This is a genomic window from Anoxybacillus sp. CHMUD, from assembly GCF_013096965.1.
GTDB lineage: Bacteria > Bacillota > Bacilli > Bacillales > Anoxybacillaceae > Anoxybacillus > Anoxybacillus kestanbolensis_A.
The window spans coordinates 40704-64950 of record NZ_SDLG01000004.1; the positions used below are offsets into that span (position 1 = coordinate 40704).

Annotated in this window: 31 protein-coding genes and 1 pseudogene; 1 reads left to right on the top strand and 31 read right to left on the bottom strand. The window is 41.3% G+C overall.

Annotation, left to right across the window (positions count from 1 at the left end):
- Positions 1 to 105 precede the first annotated feature (105 nt).
- The 7 genes and pseudogenes from ETB99_RS03855 to ETB99_RS14945 form a co-directional block, all read right to left on the bottom strand.
- Positions 106 to 2169, bottom strand: coding sequence for a heavy metal translocating P-type ATPase (locus ETB99_RS03855; protein WP_171699934.1), 2064 nt, complete (start codon positions 2167 to 2169; stop codon positions 106 to 108).
- 11 nt (positions 2170 to 2180) lie between these two features.
- Positions 2181 to 2486 carry an ArsR/SmtB family transcription factor gene (locus ETB99_RS03860; RefSeq protein ID WP_004890247.1) on the bottom strand — a complete coding sequence of 102 codons (306 nt, stop codon included), beginning with the start codon at positions 2484 to 2486 and terminating at the stop codon, positions 2181 to 2183.
- An 87-nt stretch (positions 2487 to 2573) separates the two neighbouring features.
- Positions 2574 to 3293 carry an exonuclease domain-containing protein gene (locus tag ETB99_RS03865; RefSeq protein WP_129000313.1) on the bottom strand — a complete coding sequence of 240 codons (720 nt, stop codon included), beginning with the start codon at positions 3291 to 3293 and terminating at the stop codon, positions 2574 to 2576.
- 3 nt (positions 3294 to 3296) lie between these two features.
- Positions 3297 to 4325 (bottom strand): DUF294 nucleotidyltransferase-like domain-containing protein, encoded by a 1029-nt coding sequence (locus ETB99_RS03870; protein WP_171699935.1) that lies wholly within the window; start codon positions 4323 to 4325, stop codon positions 3297 to 3299.
- Positions 4326 to 4338: 13 nt separating this feature from the next.
- Positions 4339 to 5652 carry an ammonium transporter gene (locus tag ETB99_RS03875; RefSeq protein ID WP_171699936.1) on the bottom strand — a complete coding sequence of 438 codons (1314 nt, stop codon included), beginning with the start codon at positions 5650 to 5652 and terminating at the stop codon, positions 4339 to 4341.
- A gap of 215 nt (positions 5653 to 5867) precedes the next feature.
- A pseudogene (locus ETB99_RS03880) lies at positions 5868 to 6830 on the bottom strand (hypothetical protein); the annotation flags it as partial.
- 38 nt (positions 6831 to 6868) lie between these two features.
- Positions 6869 to 7264 carry a hypothetical protein gene (locus ETB99_RS14945; protein WP_253263540.1) on the bottom strand — a complete coding sequence of 132 codons (396 nt, stop codon included), beginning with the start codon at positions 7262 to 7264 and terminating at the stop codon, positions 6869 to 6871.
- A 489-nt stretch (positions 7265 to 7753) separates the two neighbouring features.
- Here ETB99_RS14945 and ETB99_RS03890 point away from each other — a divergent pair, with 489 nt between their 5' ends.
- Positions 7754 to 7972, top strand: coding sequence for a helix-turn-helix domain-containing protein (locus ETB99_RS03890; protein WP_171699937.1), 219 nt, complete (start codon positions 7754 to 7756; stop codon positions 7970 to 7972).
- Between the two features lie 48 nt (positions 7973 to 8020).
- Here the strand turns inward: ETB99_RS03890 and ETB99_RS03895 are convergent, their stop codons facing one another.
- From ETB99_RS03895 to ETB99_RS04010, 24 genes are all read right to left on the bottom strand, one after another.
- Positions 8021 to 8707 carry an N-acetylmuramoyl-L-alanine amidase gene (locus ETB99_RS03895; protein WP_171699938.1) on the bottom strand — a complete coding sequence of 229 codons (687 nt, stop codon included), beginning with the start codon at positions 8705 to 8707 and terminating at the stop codon, positions 8021 to 8023.
- Complete coding sequence (locus tag ETB99_RS03900) at positions 8704 to 8961, bottom strand: phage holin family protein (RefSeq protein ID WP_171699939.1); 258 nt, start codon at positions 8959 to 8961, stop codon at positions 8704 to 8706. The genes ETB99_RS03895 and ETB99_RS03900 overlap by 4 nt, the downstream gene beginning before the upstream one ends.
- On the bottom strand, positions 8961 to 9158 hold the full coding sequence (locus ETB99_RS03905) for a hemolysin XhlA family protein (RefSeq protein WP_004890228.1): 198 nt from the start codon (positions 9156 to 9158) through the stop codon (positions 8961 to 8963). Before ETB99_RS03905 ends, ETB99_RS03900 begins: the two co-directional genes overlap by 1 nt.
- 94 nt (positions 9159 to 9252) lie before the next feature.
- Positions 9253 to 9405: a hypothetical protein gene (locus tag ETB99_RS03910; RefSeq protein WP_171699940.1), complete on the bottom strand. Its 153-nt coding sequence runs from the start codon at positions 9403 to 9405 to the stop codon at positions 9253 to 9255.
- Between the two features lie 15 nt (positions 9406 to 9420).
- Positions 9421 to 9963: a hypothetical protein gene (locus ETB99_RS03915; RefSeq protein WP_171699941.1), complete on the bottom strand. Its 543-nt coding sequence runs from the start codon at positions 9961 to 9963 to the stop codon at positions 9421 to 9423.
- Between the two features lie 136 nt (positions 9964 to 10099).
- The gene (locus ETB99_RS03920) at positions 10100 to 11923 is read right to left on the bottom strand and encodes a glycosyl hydrolase family 28-related protein (RefSeq protein WP_171699942.1); all 1824 of its coding nucleotides are present in this window, start codon (positions 11921 to 11923) and stop codon (positions 10100 to 10102) included.
- Positions 11924 to 11982: 59 nt separating this feature from the next.
- A complete protein-coding gene (locus tag ETB99_RS03925) occupies positions 11983 to 12945 on the bottom strand; it encodes a putative phage tail protein (protein ID WP_171699943.1) in 963 nt (320 codons plus the stop codon).
- Positions 12946 to 12959: 14 nt separating this feature from the next.
- Entirely contained in the window at positions 12960 to 13346 is a 387-nt protein-coding gene (locus tag ETB99_RS03930) for a phage tail fiber protein (protein ID WP_171699944.1), read from the bottom strand.
- A 12-nt stretch (positions 13347 to 13358) separates the two neighbouring features.
- Complete coding sequence (locus ETB99_RS03935) at positions 13359 to 14402, bottom strand: baseplate J/gp47 family protein (protein WP_309138132.1); 1044 nt, start codon at positions 14400 to 14402, stop codon at positions 13359 to 13361.
- Positions 14392 to 14799 carry a DUF2634 domain-containing protein gene (locus ETB99_RS03940; RefSeq protein ID WP_171699945.1) on the bottom strand — a complete coding sequence of 136 codons (408 nt, stop codon included), beginning with the start codon at positions 14797 to 14799 and terminating at the stop codon, positions 14392 to 14394. The genes ETB99_RS03935 and ETB99_RS03940 overlap by 11 nt, the downstream gene beginning before the upstream one ends.
- On the bottom strand, positions 14799 to 15134 hold the full coding sequence (locus ETB99_RS03945; protein WP_171699946.1) for a DUF2577 domain-containing protein: 336 nt from the start codon (positions 15132 to 15134) through the stop codon (positions 14799 to 14801). Before ETB99_RS03945 ends, ETB99_RS03940 begins: the two co-directional genes overlap by 1 nt.
- A 1-nt stretch (position 15135) precedes the next feature.
- The gene (locus ETB99_RS03950) at positions 15136 to 16095 is read right to left on the bottom strand and encodes an XkdQ/YqbQ family protein (RefSeq protein WP_171699947.1); all 960 of its coding nucleotides are present in this window, start codon (positions 16093 to 16095) and stop codon (positions 15136 to 15138) included.
- Positions 16095 to 16769: a LysM peptidoglycan-binding domain-containing protein gene (locus tag ETB99_RS03955; protein WP_171699948.1), complete on the bottom strand. Its 675-nt coding sequence runs from the start codon at positions 16767 to 16769 to the stop codon at positions 16095 to 16097. The genes ETB99_RS03950 and ETB99_RS03955 overlap by 1 nt, the downstream gene beginning before the upstream one ends.
- Positions 16769 to 19009: a tape measure protein gene (locus tag ETB99_RS03960; RefSeq protein WP_171699949.1), complete on the bottom strand. Its 2241-nt coding sequence runs from the start codon at positions 19007 to 19009 to the stop codon at positions 16769 to 16771. Before ETB99_RS03960 ends, ETB99_RS03955 begins: the two co-directional genes overlap by 1 nt.
- A 183-nt stretch (positions 19010 to 19192) precedes the next feature.
- On the bottom strand, positions 19193 to 19594 hold the full coding sequence (locus ETB99_RS03965) for a phage tail assembly chaperone (protein WP_171699950.1): 402 nt from the start codon (positions 19592 to 19594) through the stop codon (positions 19193 to 19195).
- Positions 19595 to 19605: 11 nt separating this feature from the next.
- Complete coding sequence (locus ETB99_RS03970; protein WP_171699951.1) at positions 19606 to 20070, bottom strand: phage tail tube protein; 465 nt, start codon at positions 20068 to 20070, stop codon at positions 19606 to 19608.
- Positions 20071 to 20088: 18 nt separating this feature from the next.
- Entirely contained in the window at positions 20089 to 21387 is a 1299-nt protein-coding gene (locus tag ETB99_RS03975) for a phage tail sheath C-terminal domain-containing protein (protein WP_171699952.1), read from the bottom strand.
- A complete protein-coding gene (locus ETB99_RS03980) occupies positions 21387 to 21560 on the bottom strand; it encodes a hypothetical protein (protein WP_171334862.1) in 174 nt (57 codons plus the stop codon). Before ETB99_RS03980 ends, ETB99_RS03975 begins: the two co-directional genes overlap by 1 nt.
- A complete protein-coding gene (locus ETB99_RS03985; protein WP_171699953.1) occupies positions 21544 to 21951 on the bottom strand; it encodes a phage tail terminator family protein in 408 nt (135 codons plus the stop codon). The genes ETB99_RS03980 and ETB99_RS03985 overlap by 17 nt, the downstream gene beginning before the upstream one ends.
- Positions 21941 to 22339 carry an HK97 gp10 family phage protein gene (locus tag ETB99_RS03990; protein ID WP_171334864.1) on the bottom strand — a complete coding sequence of 133 codons (399 nt, stop codon included), beginning with the start codon at positions 22337 to 22339 and terminating at the stop codon, positions 21941 to 21943. Before ETB99_RS03990 ends, ETB99_RS03985 begins: the two co-directional genes overlap by 11 nt.
- Positions 22339 to 22704 carry a hypothetical protein gene (locus tag ETB99_RS03995; protein ID WP_171699954.1) on the bottom strand — a complete coding sequence of 122 codons (366 nt, stop codon included), beginning with the start codon at positions 22702 to 22704 and terminating at the stop codon, positions 22339 to 22341. Before ETB99_RS03995 ends, ETB99_RS03990 begins: the two co-directional genes overlap by 1 nt.
- A 1-nt stretch (position 22705) precedes the next feature.
- Positions 22706 to 23053 carry a head-tail connector protein gene (locus ETB99_RS04000; RefSeq protein WP_253263541.1) on the bottom strand — a complete coding sequence of 116 codons (348 nt, stop codon included), beginning with the start codon at positions 23051 to 23053 and terminating at the stop codon, positions 22706 to 22708.
- Positions 23050 to 23232 (bottom strand): hypothetical protein, encoded by a 183-nt coding sequence (locus tag ETB99_RS04005; protein WP_171699955.1) that lies wholly within the window; start codon positions 23230 to 23232, stop codon positions 23050 to 23052. The genes ETB99_RS04000 and ETB99_RS04005 overlap by 4 nt, the downstream gene beginning before the upstream one ends.
- Positions 23233 to 23245: 13 nt before the next feature.
- On the bottom strand, positions 23246 to 24241 hold the full coding sequence (locus ETB99_RS04010) for a major capsid protein (protein WP_171699956.1): 996 nt from the start codon (positions 24239 to 24241) through the stop codon (positions 23246 to 23248).
- Positions 24242 to 24247: the final 6 nt, after the last annotated feature.

Genomic DNA, 24247 nt, shown 5'->3' on the forward strand with positions numbered 1-24247 from the left:
TTTGTTGTTAAAGTTCTATCTTCATTTTCACTAAAAACGGTGAAAAAATCAACAACGTTTCTAATATTTCTGAATAATATACTTTTTTTAGAAAAGCGCACAACTTTAAATCGTGCGCTTTTCCCATAAAATGAATAAGCTCAGTATGCTAACAAAAATCGTTGCCCCCATATCCGATAAAATGGCGATCCATAATGTTAACCAACCTGGAATGGTTAATAGTAGCGCCGTTGCCTTTAACGAAAGGGCGATTGCGATATTTAAACGAATGGTGCGATTTACACGCCGGGCAATAACAATCGCCTCTGGCAATTTCTCGAGATGATCTTGCATAAGCACGACATCAGCAGTTTCAATGGCGCTATCTGTTCCTTTCCCCATCGCGATCCCAACGTGAGCATGAGCAAGGGCAGGGGCGTCATTCATTCCATCTCCTACCATTGCCACTATATCTGTTTTCATTAACTCCTTTATTTTTTCTACTTTTTGTTCCGGAAGAAGTTTTGCGAATGTATGTGTCACTCCAACTTGTTTAGCAACTTGTTTAGCTGTTTTTTCGTGATCTCCTGTTAACATGACCGTGCGCCGAATACCAATACGGTGTAGTTGCTGAATGATCTTTTTACTCTCTTCACGTATTTCATCAGCGATACCAAATAAACCAAGTATACGTTGTTCATCTGCGACAAAAACAATCGTACGCCCTTCACATTTTAACTTTTCTGCATCTTGTTGAATTTGTTCGGTAAACAATTGGTGATCAAACATTCTTTCGTTTCCGATACGATACCATATCCCATCGACTTTTCCCTCCATACCGCTTCCTGTTCGTGTTTCGACTTGTTCTGGTTGTTTGTATGCAATATGATGTTGCTTTGCTTTTTGGACAATGGCCTGTGCAAGCGGATGGGAAGATACACTTTCTAAAGACGCAGCAATATAAAGCAGTTCATTTTCATCGCTATATGCAATCACATTTGTTACGTGTGGCTTTCCTTTTGTTATCGTTCCTGTTTTATCAAAAGCAATCGTACGTACGCGTCCAAGTGTTTCTAAATGAACGCCACCTTTCACTAACACGCCGTTCTTCGCGTTCCGCGTCATACCCGCTAGCAAAGCAATCGGGGAAGATAAAATAAGGGCGCAAGGACATCCGACAATTAATACAGCTAACCCTTGATATAACGAATCATGCCAAGACGCTTCAAACCATAACGGTGGAACGAGTATGACGAATAACGAAACAATCATAATAAAGGGAGTATAATATTTTGCAAAACGATGAATAAACAATTCAAGTGGTGTTTTTGTTTCTTGCGCTTCTTGTACAAGATGTAAAATTTTCGCCAAAGAGCTGTCTTTATATTGTTTTGTAATTTGAACGTGTAACACCCCTTCATTATTTACACTTCCGCCGTACACGTTCATTCCTAATTCTTTTTCGATCGGCATGGCTTCGCCTGTAATCGCTGCTTCATTCACAGAGCTTTTCCCCTCAATAACGACACCGTCTGAGGGAATTTTTTCACCAGGGCGAACAACCACCACATCGCCAACTTGTAGCGAATCAATGGAAACGACACGCATGTTTCCGTTCGATATAAGAAGTGCTTCTTTTGGCGCTTGTTTCAGCAGCATATCAAGCGAGCGACGCGCTCGTTCCATCCCTAGTCCTTCTAAATATTCGTTAATACCAAATAAAATAGCAACGACAGCCGCTTCCTTCCACTCACCGATTCCAAATGCGCCGATTAAAGCAATCGTCATTAACGTATCCATATTAAAACGAAAACGAATGATATTTTTTAATCCTTTAACGAATGTTTTATATCCGCTCAGTGCTATCGCAGTCATATAAATAACAATGCTCGCACCATCTATGTCCAAATGCTCAAGCACAAGCGCCATCAAAAAAAGAACAAGAGAGGCACCTACGAGATAGAGGAGCGGATTTCGTTTTTTTTGCGTCTGTTCATCGTCTGCTATATATGCCCCATCTGTCGCTAAAATCGTCCGTACTTTTTCTAAATCGATGCGTTCATGTACGCGTAATTTTCCGCTATTATAGTTCAACGTTGCCCCGTCGCCATATGGAAGTGACTGAATTTGTTCTTCTAATGCCCGCGCACAATTAGCGCATGTTAATCCTTTGATTTCATACTCTTTCATTTGATTCCCCCCTAATGATCGCGCGCATGGCGAATCGTTTGTTCAAGAATGTGCAAAACATGTTCATCATCATGCGAATAATATAGTGTCGTTCCTTCCCTCCGATATTTAACGAGACGTAAGTTTTTCAAAAATCGAAGTTGGTGGGATACAGTCGATTGTAAAAGTGACAACCGATTCGCAATTTCAGTTACTGAAAACTCGCCAGATGAAAGCAAATGTAAAATACGAATACGCGTCGGGTCACTTAACGCTTTAAATGTTTGTGATACGATGAAAAGCGTTTCTTCATCTAACTGCTCATATTGATGTTCCATACGATCCCCTCTCTTTCAATATATGAATATATGTTCATATAAGTTAATCAAATTGTATAATTTTTCGCAAAAAAAGTCAACGCTCGTTTACGAACATTGACTAAGTAACGTATATAAGTCGTGCAACGTATCAATTTGTAACTGTTGCAACTCTATAAACACTCGCTTCCACATTTCAAATAAACTCATGACATCTCCTTTTGCTGTATGACGATCAATCGGAGTTAGATGATAAAATGAAAGAGCATCATCAAGCGTCGGAAATGAGTCGTGATATATACATTCCATAATTTTTCTCATTTCTATTGTTGTTTGTTGTAAAACTGTACGATAATTTCGTGATAAAAATTCATTTAAAAACGCCACATCATGCTGAATATGATAACCGAGTAAAATGCCATGGTTCAAAAAAGAAAGAATATGATGAATTTCCTCCTCTAATAACGGGGCGCATGCAACATCGTCGTTTGTTATCCCTGTAAGCACCTCAACATGTTCGGGAATGCGGCGTTTTGGTCGGAAGTTGGAACAATATAAATCAAGCGGTTCACCGTTTTTTGTTTTTAAGGCTGCAAGTGAAAAAATTTCATCTCCCCTTTGTGGAGAAAAACCTGTTGTCTCTGTATCTAATAAAATAAACGTCACGTCAGAAAGCGGCGTTTCGAGCGAATACGTATGCTTCTTTGCTTCTTTCATTATTTTTCGAATCCACGCCTCTTGTTGAAAAGCTGGACCGACCGCTGTTGCTTGATCGTATCGAAGACCAAGCGATAGTATGCGACTGATCCATTGAAACGGTCGTTCCATCAATCACACCCACTTCCTTGCATCACGTTGTACTCGTTTGGCTACTGCAAGCGCTCTTTTTAGCCGCTTTTTTTCTTCTTTCGATAAATGATGGATGACTAAATTAGTCCCTTCTAACGAACAACGTAAACGGAAATATAAAAACGTCTCAAGTGCCTCTTTTATGCGTTCAAATTGCTGTTGTGAACAACCATTTTCATCATACCAACACGTTAATCGCTCAAATGTTGAATGCGCATCAATAAATTGTTTTTGAACGGCAACCCATTTTAACATATGATTGAGCTGAACATATCCCCCTTGCTTTATATCAACCATGCCGCTTTTCTCCCCCCAACGTTCGACGTACACCCGTCCAAAAGGTCCAATCGGCACAAAGGGAATACGGACGCTATCAATCATTCGACTACGTAAAGAAAAAGTCGCCGCAATCTTTTTATACAATGTCGTTTTCAGCTGATTAGCAAGTGCATACTCACCGTAAATTGGCCGCATATCAGCTAACATAGATAAATAACGAATATCATCTATATGTTCGTTTGCTACATATTTATCAATTTGTTCATTCCAATCATCTGCTTCTTTTAGCCATCTTCTATTTGTTGCCATCACATACCCACTACAATATGGATACCCTATTTCATTCAAAAAAAGAACACCAATGCGCGCATACTCACGCATATATACGTAGCATTCTTCTTTTTCATTGCAAAAGCATGAAAAAATTACTCCGTTATCTTGATCTGTCCAAATGGTCGGCTCCTTCCGTCCGCTGCTCCCCATCACAAACCAACAAAAAGACGAGGGCTTTTTGCCAATTCCTTTTCGATCAACCTCCCGTTCAGCTAACGACAGCGCCTGTTTCATAAATGCATCGTGGCACATACAAAGCATATCGTATACTTCAAATATACAGGAAAAAGAAATTGAAAAAGAGGAGAGGAGAAAAGCAACTTCATCGTGAAGTTGCTTCAATTCTGACATATTGTTGCATTGTTCCGCTCGAACGATGATTGCTTCAAAATTATTCATGACATCACCATCTTCATGACGAACGAGATGAAACGACTGTTGTCGTTTGTTTATAAGCTGGATCTAATTGTTCTGGATACCCATATGAACCATGCTCACTAATATCAAGTCCAGAAATTTCTTGTTCAGGTGTCACTCGTAAGCCGATCGTCTTTTTTAAAGTATATAAAACAATAAATGAGACAATCGCCACGTACAACGCTGCACCTAAAACGCCGACTGTTTGAACGATAAGTTGATCAGTTCCTCCACCATAAAACAATCCCGGTTTTCCAATTCCTGTGATCTCTACTAAACGTGGTGAAGCAAAAAAGCCCGTTGAAATCGTACCAATAATACCAGCGATACCATGAACTGAAAACGCGTAAATCGGATCGTCAATGCCTTTTCGCTCAAAATATACAGACGTCCAAAATGTAAACGAGCCCGCAACGGCACCAATGACTGCAGCTGCCCATGGCTCAACAAATGCACATGCTGCTGTAATCGCAACGAGAGCTGCTAATACACCGTTGACCATGGCTGGAATATCCGCTTTTCCAACGAGCCATTTTGCCGTCAAAATGGAAGCGATCGCGCCAGCTGCTGCCGCAATATTTGTCGTTAACGCTACATAACCGAAAAATCCATCTGCAGTTCCCATTGTGCTTCCCGCATTAAACCCAAACCAACCGATCCATAATACGAAGCCACCAATGACTGTGTATACTTGATTGTGTCCCGGGATGTAATTCGGTGTCCCATCTTTATTAAACTTGCCAATGCGCGGCCCTAACAACATTGTCGCAATGAGTGCTGCAATCGCTCCTTGTAAATGGACAACCGTCGAGCCCGCGAAATCTTGCATTCCCATTTCTCCGAGCCAACCGCCTCCCCATACCCAATGACCGATGACTGGATAAATGGCGATCGTGAAAATCGTTCCAAAAATGAAGTAAACAGATAGTTTTGCTCGCTCAGCAAATCCTCCCCACGCGATCGCTAAAGATACACCAACAAAGGCAAGTTGAAATAGAAATTTCAACTCAAGTGGAACATTTGCCCACGAAAGTGAAGAAAACGTCTCTGTTCCTTCTTTTAAAAACCATCCTTCTGTGCCAATGAATCCATTCCCTTTTCCGAATGTAATTGCGAAACCTGCTGCCCAAAACGCAAGTGATGCAATCGCAAAACTTAATATTTGTTTTCCAGCGACATGACCTGCGTTTTTCATTCGTGTTGACCCAGCTTCTAACAAAGCAAATCCGACTTGCATTCCAATGACTAAAATGGCACCTAACATGACCCAAAGTGAATCAAGAGCTAAACTCAACTGTACTTCGTTCATACTCATCTCTCCTTCGTGTTATTTTTTATAACATTTATGGTTATAATATATTACACAAAGAAGCAGAAATGCAACATTTTTTTTGAAAATTTTTATTTACATGTTATTTTTCATAACACAAAAAAAGAGTGTCCCAAGAAATGGTGGGACACCCTACCCTATGCCTATCAATAACTTCATGTATCTCCCCGGAGTCAGTTCCTTACAATTACAATTTAAATTAGAAACATAGCAACAATTGTCGTGACAATCAATCCCGTAACCACCGGCACGACATTTCGTCTTGCTAATTCAAATGGACTCACACCACAAATGGCTGCCGCCGGAATAAGCGCCCAAGGCACTAATGTTCCTCCACCAACCCAAATGGCTGCAATTTGACCAAGTGCTGTTAATGTAGCAATTCCTGTTCCGATTGCCGTTGCAAACAATTTGGCAATAGAACCAACAAGAGAAATGCCTGAAAAACCTGATCCATCCAATCCGGTAATCGCTCCTACTCCTATTAACGTAATCGCTCCTACCTCTTTGCTTAATGGAACGACACTAGATAAAGCAACACCTAAGTCATTCACAATACCATGCGACTGTTTTGGTAAAAACTCTCCTATAATTGTTTGAAATCCTGAATCTCCTAAGTAGAAGAAAGCGGCAATCGGAATGACCGGACCGAACACTTTAAACCCAAATTGAAATCCTTGAATGAACAAATCTGTAATTTGTTCTAAACTTTTCTTTTTATATGCAACGACTGATAAAAGAGATAAAATGAAAATCGCTGTTCCACCAATTAATGCCGTTGCATCTCCACCTTGCAATTGAAAATAGTACATCGCTACAACATCTAATCCAAATAAAATGGGGATGAGAAACGCAAATGTTGTTTTCATCCTTCTCGTTAATAAGTGAGACTGCACTTCGTTTTCTTCGATCGAAACGGCTTCGCTTTGTGGAATGTTACCTTTTTTTACATCTCGACGCAATAAGAAAAATGCGGTTGTCACGGTGACGATCCCCATGATAAAAACGAGAGGAATGCTTGCTGAAATGACGTCGGAAACAGGAATCCCCGCTGCGTCTGCTGTTAATTTCGGTGCTCCTTGAATAATAAAATCACCTGATAGTGCAATGCCGTGCCCGAATAAATTCATCGCCATCGCTACACCGATAGACAACAAAAGAAACAATAAAAACAAGGCGGATCACTCCGCCTTCTTTAACCAAAATAAGCAATAACAAAAATGATAACAAAACACACCAGCGCCACCACATCACTTGGCTTCATCTTTTCTTCAATTCGATACGTTCCATACGTACCATCCACCTTCATCAGCTTTATTTCGCGTGGCGGTTCATCTTCATATGTGACGTCATCCAAGTCTAATAACAATTCCCCCTGTTTCTCGAAACTGTATAGGTCGCTGTCGTTCGGAAGAAATCTCCCCCTCTCGTCGCGCAGGCGGTTCGACACGTCGATTTTCGGCCGACTGTAATAATCGCGTTCCTGCAACATGCTCAGAAGCAACCGAAGTTTCTCCTCTTCGTGTGGTGTTAGCATTGACGTCCTCACCTCCTCTTCTATTTTCTGGACATTGCTCCAGCCATAATTCATGATCCGTCATCTTCCAACTAGGGCAGGGGAGAGGGACGTCTTTTTTCTGATATTGCTTTAACAGCATTTGAAATTCTTTTGTGTGCGCTGCGGTGAAAAGAGCTGCTCGAATAATTTGATTGCGGTCTAAAGTTGTTGCTCGAAACACAGCATCGACATAATCGCGAAAAACAGGCGCGTATCTGACCGTCGGACGATACACACTCATTTGGCTGACGTCACCGGAGCCGTTCCATTTACAATAGCTTCAAGCATCTTTCTCCCCTCTGACGTCAAATAGACGTCTTTCATTTGTAATAGTTGCTGAGCTAATTCTTTTGTCATTTTCCATTTCCCCTTTCAGTGTTTTGACGTCTGAGCGACGTCTTTGGTATATGATATGGACTAACAACTAAGTTTATGTCATTAAAATTCTTGTTTAAAGAAAATAAAATTCTAAAAGGAGTATCTAAATTATTTATCGAAATGAATAACAGAGGTGATCAATAGATGTTTCAATTGGAGAGTCGCATTGGAGAATGGCTTGAGAAGAGCGGATATCGAAAAGACTTTGTTGCTAAGAAGTTAAATATAGGTGTACGTCAACTTGATAAGTACATAAAAGGAGACAGTTTCCCTTCTGTACCGCGTTTGTTTATGCTGGCGGAGTTGCTTAACTGCAAAGCAGATGATTTATATAGAAAAAAAGAGCCTACTCAAAGCGAGTAGGCTTCGTCTTATTTTATTTCTGCTTGTAACCCCGCCGTGTGGCGGGGATCAATCTGCAATGAAAACCGGATATCCTTTCTTTTTCAACTCCGCCGCAAGGCGTTCCGCGTTTTTTCTGTCACTGAATGCCCCGACTTGCACGCGGTAGAGTTTTCCGTCAGACACTTTTTGTTGTGGTTTTGCTTTTTGCGGCAATCCTAAAAATTTAGCGACACCTCGTGCGTGCGCTTCTCCTGCGGCTTTGAGAAACGCTTCATTTTTCAATAGCTTGGCATCGTTGCTGTCGATGAACAAGTTTTCGGTCAACACGGCAGGCATTTTTGTTTCTCGAAGTACTGCATAGTTCGCTCGCTTTTTTCCACGGTCTGTGATGTTTTCAAATTGTCGTATCGCTGATAGAATCTCGCCGTGCAACACATTTTGCAAAGCAACCGTTTTGGACGATACACCGCCATTGTAGACATATGTTTCAAACCCTGTACCCTTGCCAGCATTGATATGCACGCTGACAAATACGTCTGCACCCCATGCGTTTGCCATATCGGCGCGTTGGGACAACGTCAATGTTTGGTCTCCTGTACGAGTGACACGTTGTTCAAAGCCTGTGTAGTTAGCTTCGAGGTAGTCCATTGCGTACTCAACAATTAAGTGTGTCAAATCTTTCTCTTTCAGCCCATTCGCGACTGCCCCTGGGTCACTTCCGCCGTGTCCTTTGTCCAAAAAGATTTTTTTCATTTACGTTCCCCTCCTTTTTCAAGTGCATATTTGATGGCTGCTACAGAACCGATTCCGTAAAGTGCATATTTGAGTCCTGCAATTAAAACCTCAAAAGAAAAAGCGTTGTTCTCGAAAACAGAGAAAACAACGCCGAGTACAACTGCAACAATCGGGATATAGCGATTAGGAATGTTTGTTGCCTCGCGGATTGCGTAAAGTAAAACAGCTAGCGCCACATAAGCTGTAAATTCAATAGATAAGATTGCTTCCATTATTGCATTCCTCCTCGAAACATGAAAGTTAATAAAGCTCCTACAATACCACCAACAATTAAACGTAGAATCCAAGTTGTATTGTTTTTGATGGCCGAAATATCTTCACGCATATCTTTGATGTTTGACTCTGCGACTGCTAAGCGTGTTTTTACATCCACCATGTCTGCCTCCAATTTTTGAATGCGTTGTTCCATCCACTCACAACCTTTCCGGAAAGAATACAAAAAGACAGTGAACTACCTCACTGTCTGCATTTTGACAAAAAAATAAAAACCCTTTTAAAGGATTTTACTTATAACCATCTTCTACCCAAATGGATAAACCACAATTTGAACAACGTAATCTTAAACCATTAGATAAGTCATCTAATGTTGCCTCTGTAACTTTTTCCCTACATAGAGGACAATAAATGTTTTGATAATCTTTTTCGTTATCTTCCATTTGGGCTTCACCTCTTTAAAAATTTCTTCTCAACCACTCTTTTGACTTATCATAAATATCCTCTATTTCCTTTACAGCTTGAACTAAATGGTATTCATCATGGTTAAAATAAAATATCATCTCTTCAGGGTTAAAAGTTCTAAAAAAATCCTTAGGGTCAATGCCTGGTATCACGTTTAATGAAGACATAATATTCATATCTGCGAAATTTCTTCTTTCAGAACTTTCAGCCCATCGATCAATTCGTTCATCGTAATGTTCAATATGATTTCTAAATTTTCTATTCTTAATGTAAAGGTCTTCTATAATATTAAGTTCTTGTCTAAGCACCTCACCCCGTGATTGCAATTTTTCATCATTAGGATTAGGCCATAGGATTTTTGATAAATTTCCCGTATGCGTCAAAAAGCTATGAATGTAATAAAACGGGATATAATTATTGATTAGCTCTAATTTTAAATTTGTCGATGATATTCGAATGTTGTTAAAAGCAAAAATAGCAAAGCGACACTGATTGTTCACTTCGTTTATAAAAACTCTTTTTAAATAATTGTCCATTATTTATCCCCCCCTGACTTTTATTTTCGTCAAAAGGGATAAATATCCTGCCATTTATTTTCGAACAAAACAAAAAGCGCTCTATTCGCGCCTTTTGTTTTAGTTCCGTTATTTTAACTATGAAAGCGTCATTTTATTACAAAGCTGTAAATGTTAATCCTTGATAATTTACGTTTGCACCACTAACAGTGGTTCCAATGGTTGTATCCAATGTAAGATTTGTTCCATCATTTTCAAGGATTCTTGCATTTAAGTCTGCTCCACTCGCTCCTGCACCTGCAATGGTAATGTTCATACCAACAGGCAGCCATCTATAATCCCCTGTAACGTTAGATGCGATAGTAGCTATATTTGATCCTGCGGTCGCATTTACGGTGACAGGAACAACCGTTGTATCTACACAACCGTAGCCGATTTTAGGAGAAGAAACAACAAATGTATTTTTACCTGTCGTTCCTATAATCACATCGCCGAATTTTTGGACTAGCCTATTTCCGGACGGTTGCGTGTCTTTATCGAATGGTAAATTACCTATATTCCCATATAAAGAAGTGCTAACATTTTTCACTGTGTTATTTCTCGCCTGAATATTTACTGGAAAACTAGAAGAAAGAATGTATAAAAAATATTTAGGGGTTTTAGTCATATCCGCACTTTCACAATAATTATTTTCAACCGTTACCCCGTAAATGACCCCTGAGCGAATACCTATAAATGCATTACCCGCATCGTAAGATGTACGCATATTCAAAATTTTATTGTTTCTAATAGTGACATCTTCAAGAGTATGGTAAAGGAGTACGCCGGATTGTGCAAAGTTTTCTATGTGATTATCTTCTATAGTAACTTTTCTAGCCCTGTATAAGATAATTGATCCGACAGTACTTGATGACGTTCCTCCAAATCCATCTATTTTGTTGCTACGTATTATGATGTTTTCAGCATAATATATGTTTGTAGGAGAAGTTGACGATCCTCCTGTTACAACAATTCCACCGTTTCCATCTCGTCCTGTTGATTGTTTAATAATATTATCTTCTATAAATACATTTTTTAGCACTGGATTCGACACATAACCTACTGCACTTTGACAATTTATACCTACACTTGTATTTTCAATATAATTTTTCCTGAAAAAAATATTCTCTCCTCCATGAGTGTCAATTCCTTCCCATAGTGGGTTATTTAAAAATTTATTTCTTTCAACCCAAAGATTTTTAAGGAAAAACTGTCCTTCATTTAATTTTTCTCCTCCCGTTGCAAAGGTATAAACATTTGCATAGTTCGTCGACGTAACCGTATCAAAAATGTTATCCAACACTTTAATATTTTCACACTCTACCAATACGGTCATCCCGCTATAAGTGACTCGATAAAATATATTTCTTAAAACATGAATATTTTTACTGAATTTCGTCACAAGACCATATGCACCTTGAATTTCTGTGATTTTACAATCACACATTCTAAAACCGTCCACATATTCAATTCTAATTCCATCTTTACCTGATGTGTACGCTCCTGTTTGCGCTGTTCCATTTTGAATTGTCAAACACTCAATACAAATATTTTTGATATATGAATCAGAAGTGCCTTGAATGTAAAAAATCCGATTCGCCCCTAAAGAGGAGTGGTCTTTCAGAATTGTTACATCCATTCCGGCTCCTCGAATTGTTATGTTAGACGGAACGGTTAATGATGTTCCGATTAAATATGTTCCCGGGGGAATATATACAATACCGCCGTTTGTTAAACTGTTAATGGCGTTTTGTATAGCAGGAGCATCGTTTGTTACTCCATCACCTTTCGCTCCAAAAGATTTTACGTTTACAACAAAAGTGGATAAAATTCCAATTTCATTATCAATCTTATCGAAGTTCTCGTTAATCTCCACGCGTTTAAAATAATCCGTCTCAGCCCACTTATTAAGACCGATATTCGGTGTTTGATAAGTCGCCATAATTTTGATCTCCTTTCCCAAAATTAAAAAGCGTCAAGCCCAAATTGCCAGACGCCGTGTTAGTTTTGCTCGATTGCTGGTTTATTACGATTTATATCGGAATCGATTGAAATGAATTGATATGATTCGATTTGTGAAAACATCATTGTATCAATGTCACTCCACATATAAACTGGCGGAGCCGGCCACGCCTCTTCCATTTCACCCCAAGTGTATTTTGTATCGAGCTCCCCCCAATAGAAGTATGCATCCTCATATTCCCTCCATGGTGTATAACTGAACTTCAACTGAAAATCCGAATGTGACGGAAAATACTTGTCCAACTTTTCGGCAATCTCTTCTATATTTCTCGGTTTCCCTCGAACTTCAGTAATCAAAATATCCACTAGGAAATCATTGAATTGCTCAGTAATTTCACACCCATACCCGACTAACTCCTTAATCCGCTCATTGCGAAACGTCTGGACCGCGAGTATATCCATGATCCGCTTCCGGCGTTTTTCAATCGGATCGCCGCTTGAGCTTGGATCCCAATAATCGAGCCCCCATGTTGCTTCGTGGACAATAAATTGACGAAAAATATCCTGAATAATAGCTTGAAGTCTAGTAAACTCAGGAGCCAAAGCCTGGCGAAGGGCTTTCATTTGTTTTATTCCTTCATAGTATGTTGGTACGTATGACGCCATATCCTTATATATATCCCGATCATAGCTATAAAACTCTAACGTTGAACCAACTTGAAGCTGCGCTTTAACCCCTTTAAATTTCCATGTTTCCGCATTAATAATAACTTGTCCGATTCCCTGTGCCGAGAGACGGACAAGCGAGCGCTTGATAAATTCTCGTGTTGTGACAGTTCCCATCGAACTAAGCGATGCCTTTGAACGAAAAATCATCGCGAATGTTCTCGTGGTTAAAGCGCCGCTTGCCGCTATGCTTCCTCCTGTTCGTTTTACGTCTATAACTTTAGCTTGGATCGTCCCTCTTCCCGTTACGTTCGACTGAATGTTGTATAGAGCCATGTCTCACACTCCTACTAGGCGAGTGTGATCGAGATGTCGCCGACATTAATTTTAAGCTGGTCGTTCGTGCTGATCGTTTTTGGCGTTGTGACGGCTCCATAAAAAAGCAAATTGCCTCCCGTTGCGGCATCTAAAATGCCGATATGCGTCACTGTTCCCCAGTTGTCCGTCGCGACCGGGAACAGGATTTCATTGCTGTTCGATACCATTCCATCGCTTGGAGCGCTGAATGTGATTTGCTGACGTTGATATGATCCGCCAGTGACCTCTGTGCCTGTGTTGGCGTCTGTCGGATCGCTAGTATATAACGCCAAATACACGGCCGACGGCGATGTGTATGGCGTGTTTCGCAAAACCGCATTGATTAACGCGTTTTCTAAATAATTTGAAATAGCACTCATAAAAAATCCCTCCTACAATAATGTTACTCGGCCAAGAACAGCAATCTCGTCGCCATTAATCTGAATGTTTCCAGTACCACCGTTGATTCTTAGATTTTCGTAGTCTAAAACATACCCTGCATTTAAAATAGCCTCTCCGATCTTCGCGTAGCGAATAGTCTGTTCAAAAAATGCCACATTCAGTAAATAATCGTTAATCGAATTTTTAATTTGTTGTAAAGCTGTTTCTACATCGCTTTGCCCATTCAACGTGACCTTTACATCGATATCGATGCTTATTTCTTTTGCTCCGTCCACAGTCACATCGGCTAACAGAGGGCGTTTAGACTCAATGTTTTCTTTCACTTTTGTGATTGTCTGCGGACTCGGGGACTTCTTTTTATCGGTAATAACAACTATCCGAACCGTTCCCGGGCCATTCCATCGTCGAAATACACGAACATACCCAATTCCAGGCACTTCTTTTGCCCAACGGATATAATCAGCGTCATTGCCGCTTGATGATGGCATGGAGATTCGTTCGAAATAACGTTGTCTCAATGCATCATCATCTTCTTCATCTTCGCCTGGAATAAGAATATCTGATAACACTGCTGTTCCTAGTTCTTCAATTGGTTCGATCGGAAGGAGCTTTCCAAACCCTTGATTTCCTAGACTTCCCGCTGTCTCTGCTTGCATACGGTACTGACCTTCTCTAATTTTTTCAATAGCCACATACACCATATCATTATCATTAAGTCTAAATCGACTTCCGATAGGTACATCAAATGGCACCCCGTTTAAATCTGTAAATATACCTTTTCTAACAGCCGATGTTGCCTTTTTTCTGTATACACCAAAATTAGTTGCTATTCGATCTAAATACTCTCCACTTGACGTTTTGCTAAAAGTTAGCCGTAAAATTGTATTTAACTCCATATATACTTGCGCCAATTCTATCGCGGCTGGAGCTAAAGCGTCATAAATAATTGAACCTTCACGTTTGTCTATATCATTTGGTACACGATTAAGCATACGTCCTAAAATTGTTTCAAACGTCTGATTTTCAAACAACACCGTTCACCTCTTTCGACAGTTCGATTTTTCCATAAACGGTGTAACACACGATTTTCGCAACGGCTGAATCACCAGAAAATTGAACCGTCACATCTACATCTGTTACTCGCTCATCCTGCAATACAGCTTCCTTAATTCGTCTTGGCAATTCTGCTTGAACGAATAATCTTTCTTTTCCGATCAAGTTTTCAAAGCCATAGTTATCGCTATAAATCAAATATTTAAAGCGATCGGTACTCAGCATTTTAAAGATAGATTGTTTAATCGCTTCTACTCCATCAATCATTCCACCACATTGTCCGTTCTCTAAATCAAGTCTGTATGTCTTTGATGGGATAGATGACGGCTCAATCACTTCCGCTTCTTCGATTGTGATGTTTTCAGATGGAAGTACCATCATTTCACCACCTTATCTAAAACAACAAATTGTTGACCGCCTTGGACGCGGAGTAGCACTACTTTATCCCCTTTTTTCAACCCAGTCCGAATCGGTGTGTCCGTCAATAGTCCAGTTAACGCGTTTATTCCTCCGCCATGATTATGCTCTAAATTTACTTCATATCGCGTGACACGTTCTGTAACGACCAAAAACTCCTCCGTCAACTTCAACTTCTGATGGATTTGAACCTCAAGGGGACTTTCCGATACAACTGTGCCAAATAACACATGAACGGGATTTGTTGCTTCTACAGCCTTTACAGCAACACTCTTAATCAAATCTATTAAACTCATATCAAATCACCTTCAAATCCAACGTCATCGTATGCACGCCACTTTCCCAATTGTGCGTGCATTCATCGACGAGGAAATATTGTTTAATGCCGATTTTTTCAATGTACACAAACACAAAACAACCAGCGCGCACTTTCCAATGACCGATGCAATTGAGTTTCAACGATTTCGTTTCCCGATTACGCAATTGAATGAGTTTATTAAGCAAATCTTTGATTTGTGCCGCACTCATCTTTTCATCGACTTTACGAAACTCTTGAAGTCGCCCCCACTTCGCGATGTTCTTGCTGTCTTGAGCAATGTACACCTCACGTTTGCCTGTTTTCTTATTATCTTGTACCAATTTGATGCGATTGTATGTTTCATCGTCAATCGATTTCTTATAGTCAAAATCAAAAAGCAGACTCTCTTCTCCAATGTAGAAGTCGTCTGCTGAAATGGCCATGTTATTGATATTGCGCAGCTCCAATTTTCCAAAATTATCGAACAGCACATAGTTTCTGTTCGTTGCAATCAATGTCGAATCTAAAAACTTTGCTACCACATCGAGCGCTTTTTTGTTGTCTTCCACCATCGCCGGTACTTTGTATCCCGTTTCTTCCAATGCTCCGATTTTCAAACCTGCATCGGTTGCGATTTTTTTGATGCCAGCCGTCGCTGTTGTCGCAGAAAACACGAATGTGTCATTGTACATGAGATATCGCAATTGGTCATATGCCTTTATGTGAAATTCACTACTCGTGTTGAAGCCTGTTTCAAACACATATCCGTAAAAAATTTTATGTTCCCCATCAGTTACACGGATAATAGCACCACTATTGACCGGGAATTTTGTTGGTTGTTCAAGTATTAATTTGGCGTCCAACGTCCCAGCCTTTCCGATCCTACTTGTTTTCCATTGGACATTCGAAACAGGCATCTCCCATATTGTACCGTCTCGATTATCAATCAACACTTCCATCATTTCACCCAATCTGTAGGAATTCTTAATACCAAACCGATTGGTAACTTCCGCAACTGACTATCCTTAATTCCGTTTAGTTTTTGCAGCTCTGGATATCGGTTTCCGTTTCCTGTATAAAGTTTGGCTACTTTCCAAAGATTATCGCCTGCTTTTAGCGTGTATGTCGTCGGTTTCGGCTTCGTATTTGGTCGACTAGGTGCATTTTTCTTTACGACTTGAACAGCCGATGACGTCTGTTTTTTGACCACTTGCATTTTTTTAGGAGCGAATGGCACATATGTTTTCAATTCAAGTGAAAAGTTGACGTCTTCGCTACCGAACGATTCATCATATTCGAAGCGCTCAATCGTCACAAGTTCATTGATTGTAAAAGAACCGTTGACATAGATATAACGAACTGGTTGTTTGTTCGTCATCCATTTTTCTAATAAAGCAATGTAATATTGAGGCTCTTTAAAAATTGCTCCTGAATAATGAGTAGGTTGTGCAGGAAAAAAGGATTCGAGAGAGAAGCCCGATAACTTTTTGTCTTTTGGTACGTTTACACGCCCAAGCTTTGCAATCGTAAACTCCTCTCCGTCCCCTTCTGTTTTTACGTTCACTTTTTCAGGATTCACCGGCAGACGAAACATTTCTTGGTCGTTTACATGAAAATAAATGGCTCGTTCCATCACGCATACACCCCTTCTGCCGAACGGGCGATTTCGTTGACCATACTTTCTTCAAAACGACGAACAAGTTGGTCTATATCGACGTTATTTCGAATGTCACCTGTTTTCACTTGAACCGTTGGCGTTAATGTGACGAAGTTCTGAATAGACTTAATCGTTGCTAGTTCTTTAAATACTTGCAAATCTTCCTCCGCAATGTTAATTTCGTCGTCAATTTTCCCAATTTTATCGAGCTTACCACCTGTCGGATTTTTGTCGTCTTTCCCACTCGCTAGAGGATTTTTCATTCCTGGGCTATTTGCGATTTGGTTGCCTAAGGATTGCTTAAACGGGTTTTCGGTTTTCATATTGGGCGCTAGACTTTTTGCTTTTTCCAATATCCCAGAAAGCTTTTCAGACATGTTTTTGGTAAATTTCATTCCTGCAGCATTTCCTGCCGCGAATGCTTGTGGGACATTCATCATTTTCATTCTCGGAATATTAACCATAAATTCGCTACTTGTTGGTGGTTTAATGTTTGCCGCAAAGTTTTTAAGCCCATTGGATATACTGCCTACCGAACCAGCGCTTAACTTGCCAATCGTGCTAATGTTTACGCCCGGTATCATGTTCAGTGCTTTGATTAAACCGTTGACCGCGCCAATGGCGATATTTGCTCCTTTAACAAATACTTTTGCTAAAAAGTTTGCAGCCGTTTCAAATGAACCAGCAAGCGCAGCCATATTGTCTACGACCATTTTTGTCATGTCGTAAAATAGCTTTTTCACCGCATATACAGGGTCAAAAAAGACGTTCATAATAAATTCAGCAACCATCGCAAACGCATTCCAAATATTCGCGACGATATTCCAAATGAACGCTCCTAAACTTGCGAATAAACCTGTAATGAATCCGACTACTGTAGCAGTTTGGTCTGCCCAAGTTACCGTTGCATAAATGACCAATGCAAGCAGCGCAATAATACCCAACAACACCCATGTAGCTGGCGAACTAAGCATGGCTGTGTTATAAACCCATTGAGCCGCTGCAGCAATCATTGTAGCTGTTTTCACTACTAACCATTTTGCCGCAAGACCGAGCAAAATCACGCCAATCCCTGCTAAAACAGAACCAATTACAGTTAAAATTGGCGCAATCCATGACCAATTTTCCTCAAAGAAACGTCCCACAGCCCCAACCATTCGATAAAAAAACTCCAACGCGTCAAATGTGAGATCCATTCCTGCAATAAAAACTTTGACAAAAAACATCGCATGTTCCGCCATTTTGGCGAACGCATCGGAGTTGACAAACTGGTTAAATCGAATCAACAACGGTTCAAACGCGCGAAGCGACCAGTTTTTAAACATCGTCATCGCGTCACTGAATGTTAACGGCATGTTTTTGAATTTCTTTTCGATGTCGTCTGCCGCCTTAAAAAGAGCCGCTTTAATAATGTCAGCTGTAATCGTTCCTTCTGCCGACATTTCTTTAAGTTGCCCTTTTGTTTTCCCAGTAAAATCAGCAATCGCTTGAGCAAGCATCGGAGCGTTTTCCATGATGGAACGGAACTCGTCGCCTTGTAGTTTGCCTGCCGCCATCGCTTGGGTGAGCTGATACATACCAGCTTGGCGTTCAAAAGTGGACGCGCCCGACACCGTAAACGCTTTGCCCATCAATTCAGAGAATCGGATGATTTCATCATTGTTTTTGAACGCATCCTCTGCCAGTAGCCCAAGTTTCGAAACGGAGTTGGCTACATCGATATAGCCACTTCGGCTACGTTGCGCGGCTTGATATACTTTCTCTTGTAGTTGTGCTTGTGTTTGTAAGCCGTCATTGATATTCGCTAGACGCGCCGATGTAGAAACATAAGCGTCTGAGGCTTGAACGAACGACCGGATTCCATTTTGAATTCCTTGTAGTGCAGCAAAAGCTGCTGTCGACAATAAAAATGCTCCAAAAAACTCTTTCACAGCACTTGTCGCCCGATTGACTGGCGGAGGTAAGTTGGCAAATTTAGAGCCGAGTGGCGTTAAAGAGCTGTCCGCCTGTTTAGAAGCTACCATTAAGCGTTCTAAATCAGCTGATGCGTTTGTAATCGCCTTACGCGCTTTCGCTAGTCCCTTTGTATCTAATTGAGTCGCGCTCGCATCCATCTTTTCCATGACGCGAATGGTTGCATCCATCGCACGAATCATTTTCATAAGTGGTCCCGTCAATTTGTCATTTAACGCCAACGTTGTTTGAACCCCAGCCATTCGCTCACCCCCTCATCTTACTTTTTATACGGTCATGCTCTTCCTTTTCTTTTTTCAATTCGATCTGAATGCTCGCCATGACAAAAGCTTTTTCTTTTCGATCCATCTCCAAAAATTCACGAGGACGCCAATGAAAACGGTGGAGAGCGACATGCGCATAGAACGCCTCTCCACCTTCCTCAATTAGTTTTTTGCTTCTTCGACCTCTTCGTCCATCGTTTTATCTAATCCTGAAATTTCCGTTACCTTCTCAAGAATTTGGTTTGCTTCTCCTAAAAGAAACATTTCAGCAAATAGCTTGTCCGCACCTAGCACACCATAGGATTCTTGTAGCTCACGGTCATTTAAATCTGGGTACACAATCGACGCCACGCAAATTTCACGATTGTATCTCACCACATCAAAAACGCGCTCCATTTTGCCGCCTTTACCTGGGCGAAATTTGAAACAACGCTCGTTGATGGCATCAGCTTCACCCGCGGTCAACGGACGTAAAACGAGTGGTTCGTCAAAACGCTCCAGCTTCAACTCCACATTTTCGTATTGTTTAACATTTCCCTTTAAGAATGCCTTAAACTTGCTCATATGGCTCCCCCTTAGTTAATCGTTTTGAATTGGTCTAGCAAGTCGAAATCATCGAACGTAAACGACACTTCATCTTTTAGGACATCGTCGGAATCGCCATCTAGTTTAGCGACAAGTGTGCTGTCTGGTACGATGTTTTTAATGATTGCTGTTTGCTTGCCAGCTGCGCTTGTAATATCTGCATTCACCAACATTGCATCGAAAATCGGCGCTTTCCCTGTCCGCAAGTATTCCAATGCCATGGCACGAATTTCTGGGCGGTGGTAGTAATACGTCATGTTCCCTTTTCCGTTTGCCCCGACGATTTTACTTCCGTTCATACGTGCGCCTACACGTTTGACGTCAGCTTTGATATATTCAATCGTGGCGTCAAATTTCACAATTTCCGCGAACTCATATGACTTTCCGTCAATCGTAATATATAACGTCCCTTCTTTCGAAGAAATCGCGTCTTTCGATTCCATTACACGTGACATATTTATCACCTCCGTTTATTACTTGCATGCCACTGTCATGTATAGTTTTTCCATGGCGTCAACGAATTTAAGTCCTACATTGACCAACACAGCGTCTTTTTCATCACCTTGCTCAATAACAACTTCATCTGGATTATATGGCTCCAAAGCGCCTGCCCGCACAAGAGGATCTAACACGGTTTTCATCACTTCTTTTTTGAACAAATTCCGTCCATCTTCGTTGTTGTTCACTTTTCCGATAAAATACTTGGAGTAGATATATTGTGTGTTGTCCGATACAATATCCATTTCACGAATGATTTTGTTTTTGCGGAAGTCTTGATTTTTCGTCGGTGTGAAAGAACGGAACGTATTAATGTCTTGCTCTACGACCACCGCATCACGATTGAACGTATAGACAATGTGTCCATCTTTCAATGCTTGTTCAATTTCTTCATGCGTTTTACGCTCGCAATCAATTGCGCCCGGATACTCGGCATAGGTTAATGAATTGGTGCCAGCGCTCGCATATGCCGCCGCATACCAATACAGCGCTTCTTTAGCGCTCAATTGTTCATCACCTTCAAGCGTAACGCCATTCAATACAGAAACCACGCCCTCATGGTCAGCAACGTTGTAATTGTTCGTCACCAACGTTACATTTTTCCCGTAATTCGCACGCCATTCTTTCACTTTCAATGTCAGCAATGCTTTTACTGTCGAATCGTCCGTACCAACAGCCACCACCTTAAAATCTTGCGTATCCAATCCTGCCGCAAAGTCTGCGTACGCATCGTTTGTTGCCGTCCCTGTTGTTCCTCCAGCAAGCGTCAATGTCACATCTGATGTCGGCAATTGACCACTGAACGTCACAAAAGCGTTAGGCTGTAAATTAGCGATGGCAGCTACCGTCTGTGTATCGACAACCGCCCCGTCAAAGTATGTCTTCACTGTCGCGGTTCCGTCTAAATTCGCCGTCACAACAACAGAAATTTTATTTCCGTCCGCACCCGCATATTTCGCTGTTGCTGTTAATCCTCCACCCGTCGCTGTTGCTTTTGTTCCTTCGCTGTTCAAGTTATAGACAACGACTTGATTTGTCGCCTTAAACGCTTCACGGATCGGAACGATTGCACTTAAATCCTTGCCGAATACTTCTTTAAACTTCGTGTTCGGCGAAACTTTCACAAATTTTCTTGTTTCTCCCCAGTCCAACTTGACCGGAATCACCACAATTGCGTTGGAATCAGGCGCCATCGTGTTTAAACTGTTCGTTTCAAAATTGATATACGCACCAGGACGAACCTTGTTTTGCGTCTTCCATGTTCCACCTGCCATTATTGAACCTCCTTCGCTTTCCACTCACTCAACAGCGAGTCCACTTCTTCTTTCGTGTACGTTCTCGATTCATCGAGTAACACTTCAAGCAACAATCGATCTTTTGCGTATTCTGGCGCACGAATGAAAGCCGATTTTCCATACCGCATTTGTTTTTCAGTTTGTTTGGCCAATCCAAACACCTCCTAACATCTGCATCTTCGTTTCGGTCGTCACTTCTTGTAGTCGTGCCGACACATCGAATGTAATGACAAGCACATCATCTTGCTTTACTCCTTCTAATCGATACACATGATATTTGTTGGCGATATACTGAAATTCTGTTTGAAACGTTTCAAACACGTTGTCGCATTCATCGTTCACTTCTGTTGATTGTGGAAAATACACAACATTCCACGAGTGCGTCCGCCACACTTGTCCTTTGATTTTTCGTTCTTGTTCAGACTGAATCATACGAACGAGAAAAGCAGGGGTTTGAAGTCCCTGCTTGACTTTTTCGTCGTATACTTTGACATTTCCGAACACTTGTTTAATTTGTTGAATGATGAGCGTTTTAATCTCCAAGGATTCGCCTCATCTCCTTTTCCATCTCCCGTTGCCACATGTTTGGGGCGATTTTTTGCATATCGTTCATCGTGAGTTTCAACATAAACCGCCCTTCTACCCATCCGACGGTCTGTCCAGCCACCACAATACGATGTCCATTTTCCACAAACGACGCATACTCAGCTTGATTGTAAATGTGAATATATATCGTATCGCCCTTGCTCATCACATAATACTTCCAGTTGTTTCGCAAGTTCCCTGTATCGACAGGCGTTAACTTCTTCACTTTCCGAATGGCCAACTGTGCAATACGCTGCGCGACTTTCATTTGCACTTGGTGAGCGATTTTATTGAGCTCCACTAAATGCTGCTTCAATAGCCGCACTTCGCTAAATTCATAACCCATTATGCGTAATCCTTTCGAGTTAATAGCACTTCTTGATGGGTGACATACACAAACGGTTCTTTTGCTGACTCGTAGCGCACTCCATCGATTACAAAAACATCTCCTGCTTGCACGTTGATGTCGCTAGACAAAAAAACTTTCACATCGTACTGAATAGCATTGACATCGTCTTGTGATGCGTTATTGAGCGTTTGCATGCCGACAGTAGAAAGGCGACAAGGCACATTTTCATGCTTTGTCACCCATTGCATTCCATCGGCGCCATTCGGCTTCTGATACGCCTCATATCGCTGGATAGTAGCTGTTCGGTCATACAGTCGTTCGACTGCGGATTTAGCTTTGAGAAAGATGTCACGAACCGACATGCTACCACCTCATTTTACGAAACTTATACAACGCGCTCTTATAGGAATGAACGATGCTTTCCACTTCTGTTTCTCCTTGGCTCTTTTCATGAGCCGCAAACGTGACTTGCACGTCCCCTTCTTTGATGGATTGAACAGCCGGTTCGGCATCGGGAGCATTTTTTTGCTTCAGACCAATGAAATCGACCACCATGTTCGCATGGACATACCGAAGCTCGTCCGGTATGTCATCACGATTACAAAACGTTTTGATCGCTTCTCCTACTTCTTCAATATACATGACCAGGCGATCATCCGGCAGTGGATTGTCCAGCTTGGCTTTGACAATATCAAGCACCGTCATTGTCATTCAGCTGCCTTTTCTGTTGCTTTCTTCGTTCCCTTTTTCTCTTCTTCACTCACTTCATATCCTTGCTCTTTAAACCATTGAATCAGCCATTTATTGTCAGTTTTCGCTTGACCATTCACAAACGTAAGCGAAGCGCTCACGCCGTTGTATTTCGGGTTAGGAGCTTTGATAATCGCCATATTGTTACCCCCCTTACGCTACCTTAATGTTGCGCAATACGCCCGCTTTCCGCGTCGCTTTCAATGCGATGGCCGCCACCATTTCAACCTCACCTTTTTTGACCGCTCCCGGTAAATTGAAATCAGGCAAGTATGTGCGGATCACAGAATTTCCTTTTACCGTTACACCGTGGAAACCATCCATACCGATGCTGATGGCATAAAGATCCGTTAAACCCGCTACATTTTGCGTATTAATAGTACGATTCACAATCGGTACGACCGGAACAGTAGTTGGAACACCTCCAGAAATTTGTACAAAATAACCCAAGTCTAAAAGTGGAATATTGTCATATCGATCGACCGTACGGCCGAACGCATCCTCCGATTGCGTCAAGTATCCGGCACGGCGAGCAACCGATTTAATTTTGGTGATTAGCTTGTTATTGCCCATGAGCATGGTTGGACGACCATCTAGTTCTGAAAGAAAGCTATCAATCGCATCAAGCAATGCAAATTTATCCGCTTCAATAGCAGCGGCAGTCGATACGTCAATGACACCATCCGTGTTCAATTCCGTAGACGAACCGGCTAACGCCTTGTTCAATCCGTCGAACGCTTTAGAGTCGACGGCAGAATCACCGTTGATAACGGTGTAATGGAACAAATTGCGCGCTCCAATGATTTTTTGTTGTAGCTGGAACTGTATTTCATCGATTTGGCCGCTTGTGTCTTGGATGACACGGTCAATTTCAAACGCACCACCGAAGATTTTGAGTTTTACATAGATGTCTTCGCGGTCTGCTTCGTTTGCTGCGTATTCTTCGTTGATGTTACGGAATTGAGCGGTAGACGGTGTTTTCAAGCGTTGGTATCCGTATGTTAATGTAGAGCCGCCTGTACCCGGCGAAACAGCATCATCGAATACTAAACGGTCAAGTAAAAGAGAAGAACGACGAAATTCATCGACTACTTGTTGGTCTACTTTGTCAGCCATACCGACTTTTGCTTGTTCTAATGTGATAGGCATTTAACA

Coding starts and splice junctions, on each gene's coding strand:
- ETB99_RS03855 (WP_171699934.1), bottom strand. CDS start 2,169: ATGAAAGAGTATGAAATCAAAGGATTAACATGCGCTAATTGTGCGCGG.
- ETB99_RS03860 (WP_004890247.1), bottom strand. CDS start 2,486: ATGGAACATCAATATGAGCAGTTAGATGAAGAAACGCTTTTCATCGTA.
- ETB99_RS03865 (WP_129000313.1), bottom strand. CDS start 3,293: ATGGAACGACCGTTTCAATGGATCAGTCGCATACTATCGCTTGGTCTT.
- ETB99_RS03870 (WP_171699935.1), bottom strand. CDS start 4,325: ATGAATAATTTTGAAGCAATCATCGTTCGAGCGGAACAATGCAACAAT.
- ETB99_RS03875 (WP_171699936.1), bottom strand. CDS start 5,652: ATGAACGAAGTACAGTTGAGTTTAGCTCTTGATTCACTTTGGGTCATG.
- ETB99_RS14945 (WP_253263540.1), bottom strand. CDS start 7,264: ATGAATTATGGCTGGAGCAATGTCCAGAAAATAGAAGAGGAGGTGAGG.
- ETB99_RS03890 (WP_171699937.1), top strand. CDS start 7,754: ATGTTTCAATTGGAGAGTCGCATTGGAGAATGGCTTGAGAAGAGCGGA.
- ETB99_RS03895 (WP_171699938.1), bottom strand. CDS start 8,707: ATGAAAAAAATCTTTTTGGACAAAGGACACGGCGGAAGTGACCCAGGG.
- ETB99_RS03900 (WP_171699939.1), bottom strand. CDS start 8,961: ATGGAAGCAATCTTATCTATTGAATTTACAGCTTATGTGGCGCTAGCT.
- ETB99_RS03905 (WP_004890228.1), bottom strand. CDS start 9,158: ATGGAACAACGCATTCAAAAATTGGAGGCAGACATGGTGGATGTAAAA.
- ETB99_RS03910 (WP_171699940.1), bottom strand. CDS start 9,405: ATGGAAGATAACGAAAAAGATTATCAAAACATTTATTGTCCTCTATGT.
- ETB99_RS03915 (WP_171699941.1), bottom strand. CDS start 9,963: ATGGACAATTATTTAAAAAGAGTTTTTATAAACGAAGTGAACAATCAG.
- ETB99_RS03920 (WP_171699942.1), bottom strand. CDS start 11,923: ATGGCGACTTATCAAACACCGAATATCGGTCTTAATAAGTGGGCTGAG.
- ETB99_RS03925 (WP_171699943.1), bottom strand. CDS start 12,945: ATGGCTCTATACAACATTCAGTCGAACGTAACGGGAAGAGGGACGATC.
- ETB99_RS03930 (WP_171699944.1), bottom strand. CDS start 13,346: ATGAGTGCTATTTCAAATTATTTAGAAAACGCGTTAATCAATGCGGTT.
- ETB99_RS03940 (WP_171699945.1), bottom strand. CDS start 14,799: ATGGTACTTCCATCTGAAAACATCACAATCGAAGAAGCGGAAGTGATT.
- ETB99_RS03945 (WP_171699946.1), bottom strand. CDS start 15,134: ATGAGTTTAATAGATTTGATTAAGAGTGTTGCTGTAAAGGCTGTAGAA.
- ETB99_RS03950 (WP_171699947.1), bottom strand. CDS start 16,095: ATGGAAGTGTTGATTGATAATCGAGACGGTACAATATGGGAGATGCCT.
- ETB99_RS03955 (WP_171699948.1), bottom strand. CDS start 16,769: ATGGAACGAGCCATTTATTTTCATGTAAACGACCAAGAAATGTTTCGT.
- ETB99_RS03960 (WP_171699949.1), bottom strand. CDS start 19,009: ATGGCTGGGGTTCAAACAACGTTGGCGTTAAATGACAAATTGACGGGA.
- ETB99_RS03965 (WP_171699950.1), bottom strand. CDS start 19,594: ATGAGCAAGTTTAAGGCATTCTTAAAGGGAAATGTTAAACAATACGAA.
- ETB99_RS03970 (WP_171699951.1), bottom strand. CDS start 20,070: ATGTCACGTGTAATGGAATCGAAAGACGCGATTTCTTCGAAAGAAGGG.
- ETB99_RS03975 (WP_171699952.1), bottom strand. CDS start 21,387: ATGGCAGGTGGAACATGGAAGACGCAAAACAAGGTTCGTCCTGGTGCG.
- ETB99_RS03990 (WP_171334864.1), bottom strand. CDS start 22,339: ATGGGTTATGAATTTAGCGAAGTGCGGCTATTGAAGCAGCATTTAGTG.
- ETB99_RS03995 (WP_171699954.1), bottom strand. CDS start 22,704: ATGTCGGTTCGTGACATCTTTCTCAAAGCTAAATCCGCAGTCGAACGA.
- ETB99_RS04000 (WP_253263541.1), bottom strand. CDS start 23,053: ATGACAATGACGGTGCTTGATATTGTCAAAGCCAAGCTGGACAATCCA.
- ETB99_RS04005 (WP_171699955.1), bottom strand. CDS start 23,232: ATGGCGATTATCAAAGCTCCTAACCCGAAATACAACGGCGTGAGCGCT.
- ETB99_RS04010 (WP_171699956.1), bottom strand. CDS start 24,241: ATGCCTATCACATTAGAACAAGCAAAAGTCGGTATGGCTGACAAAGTA.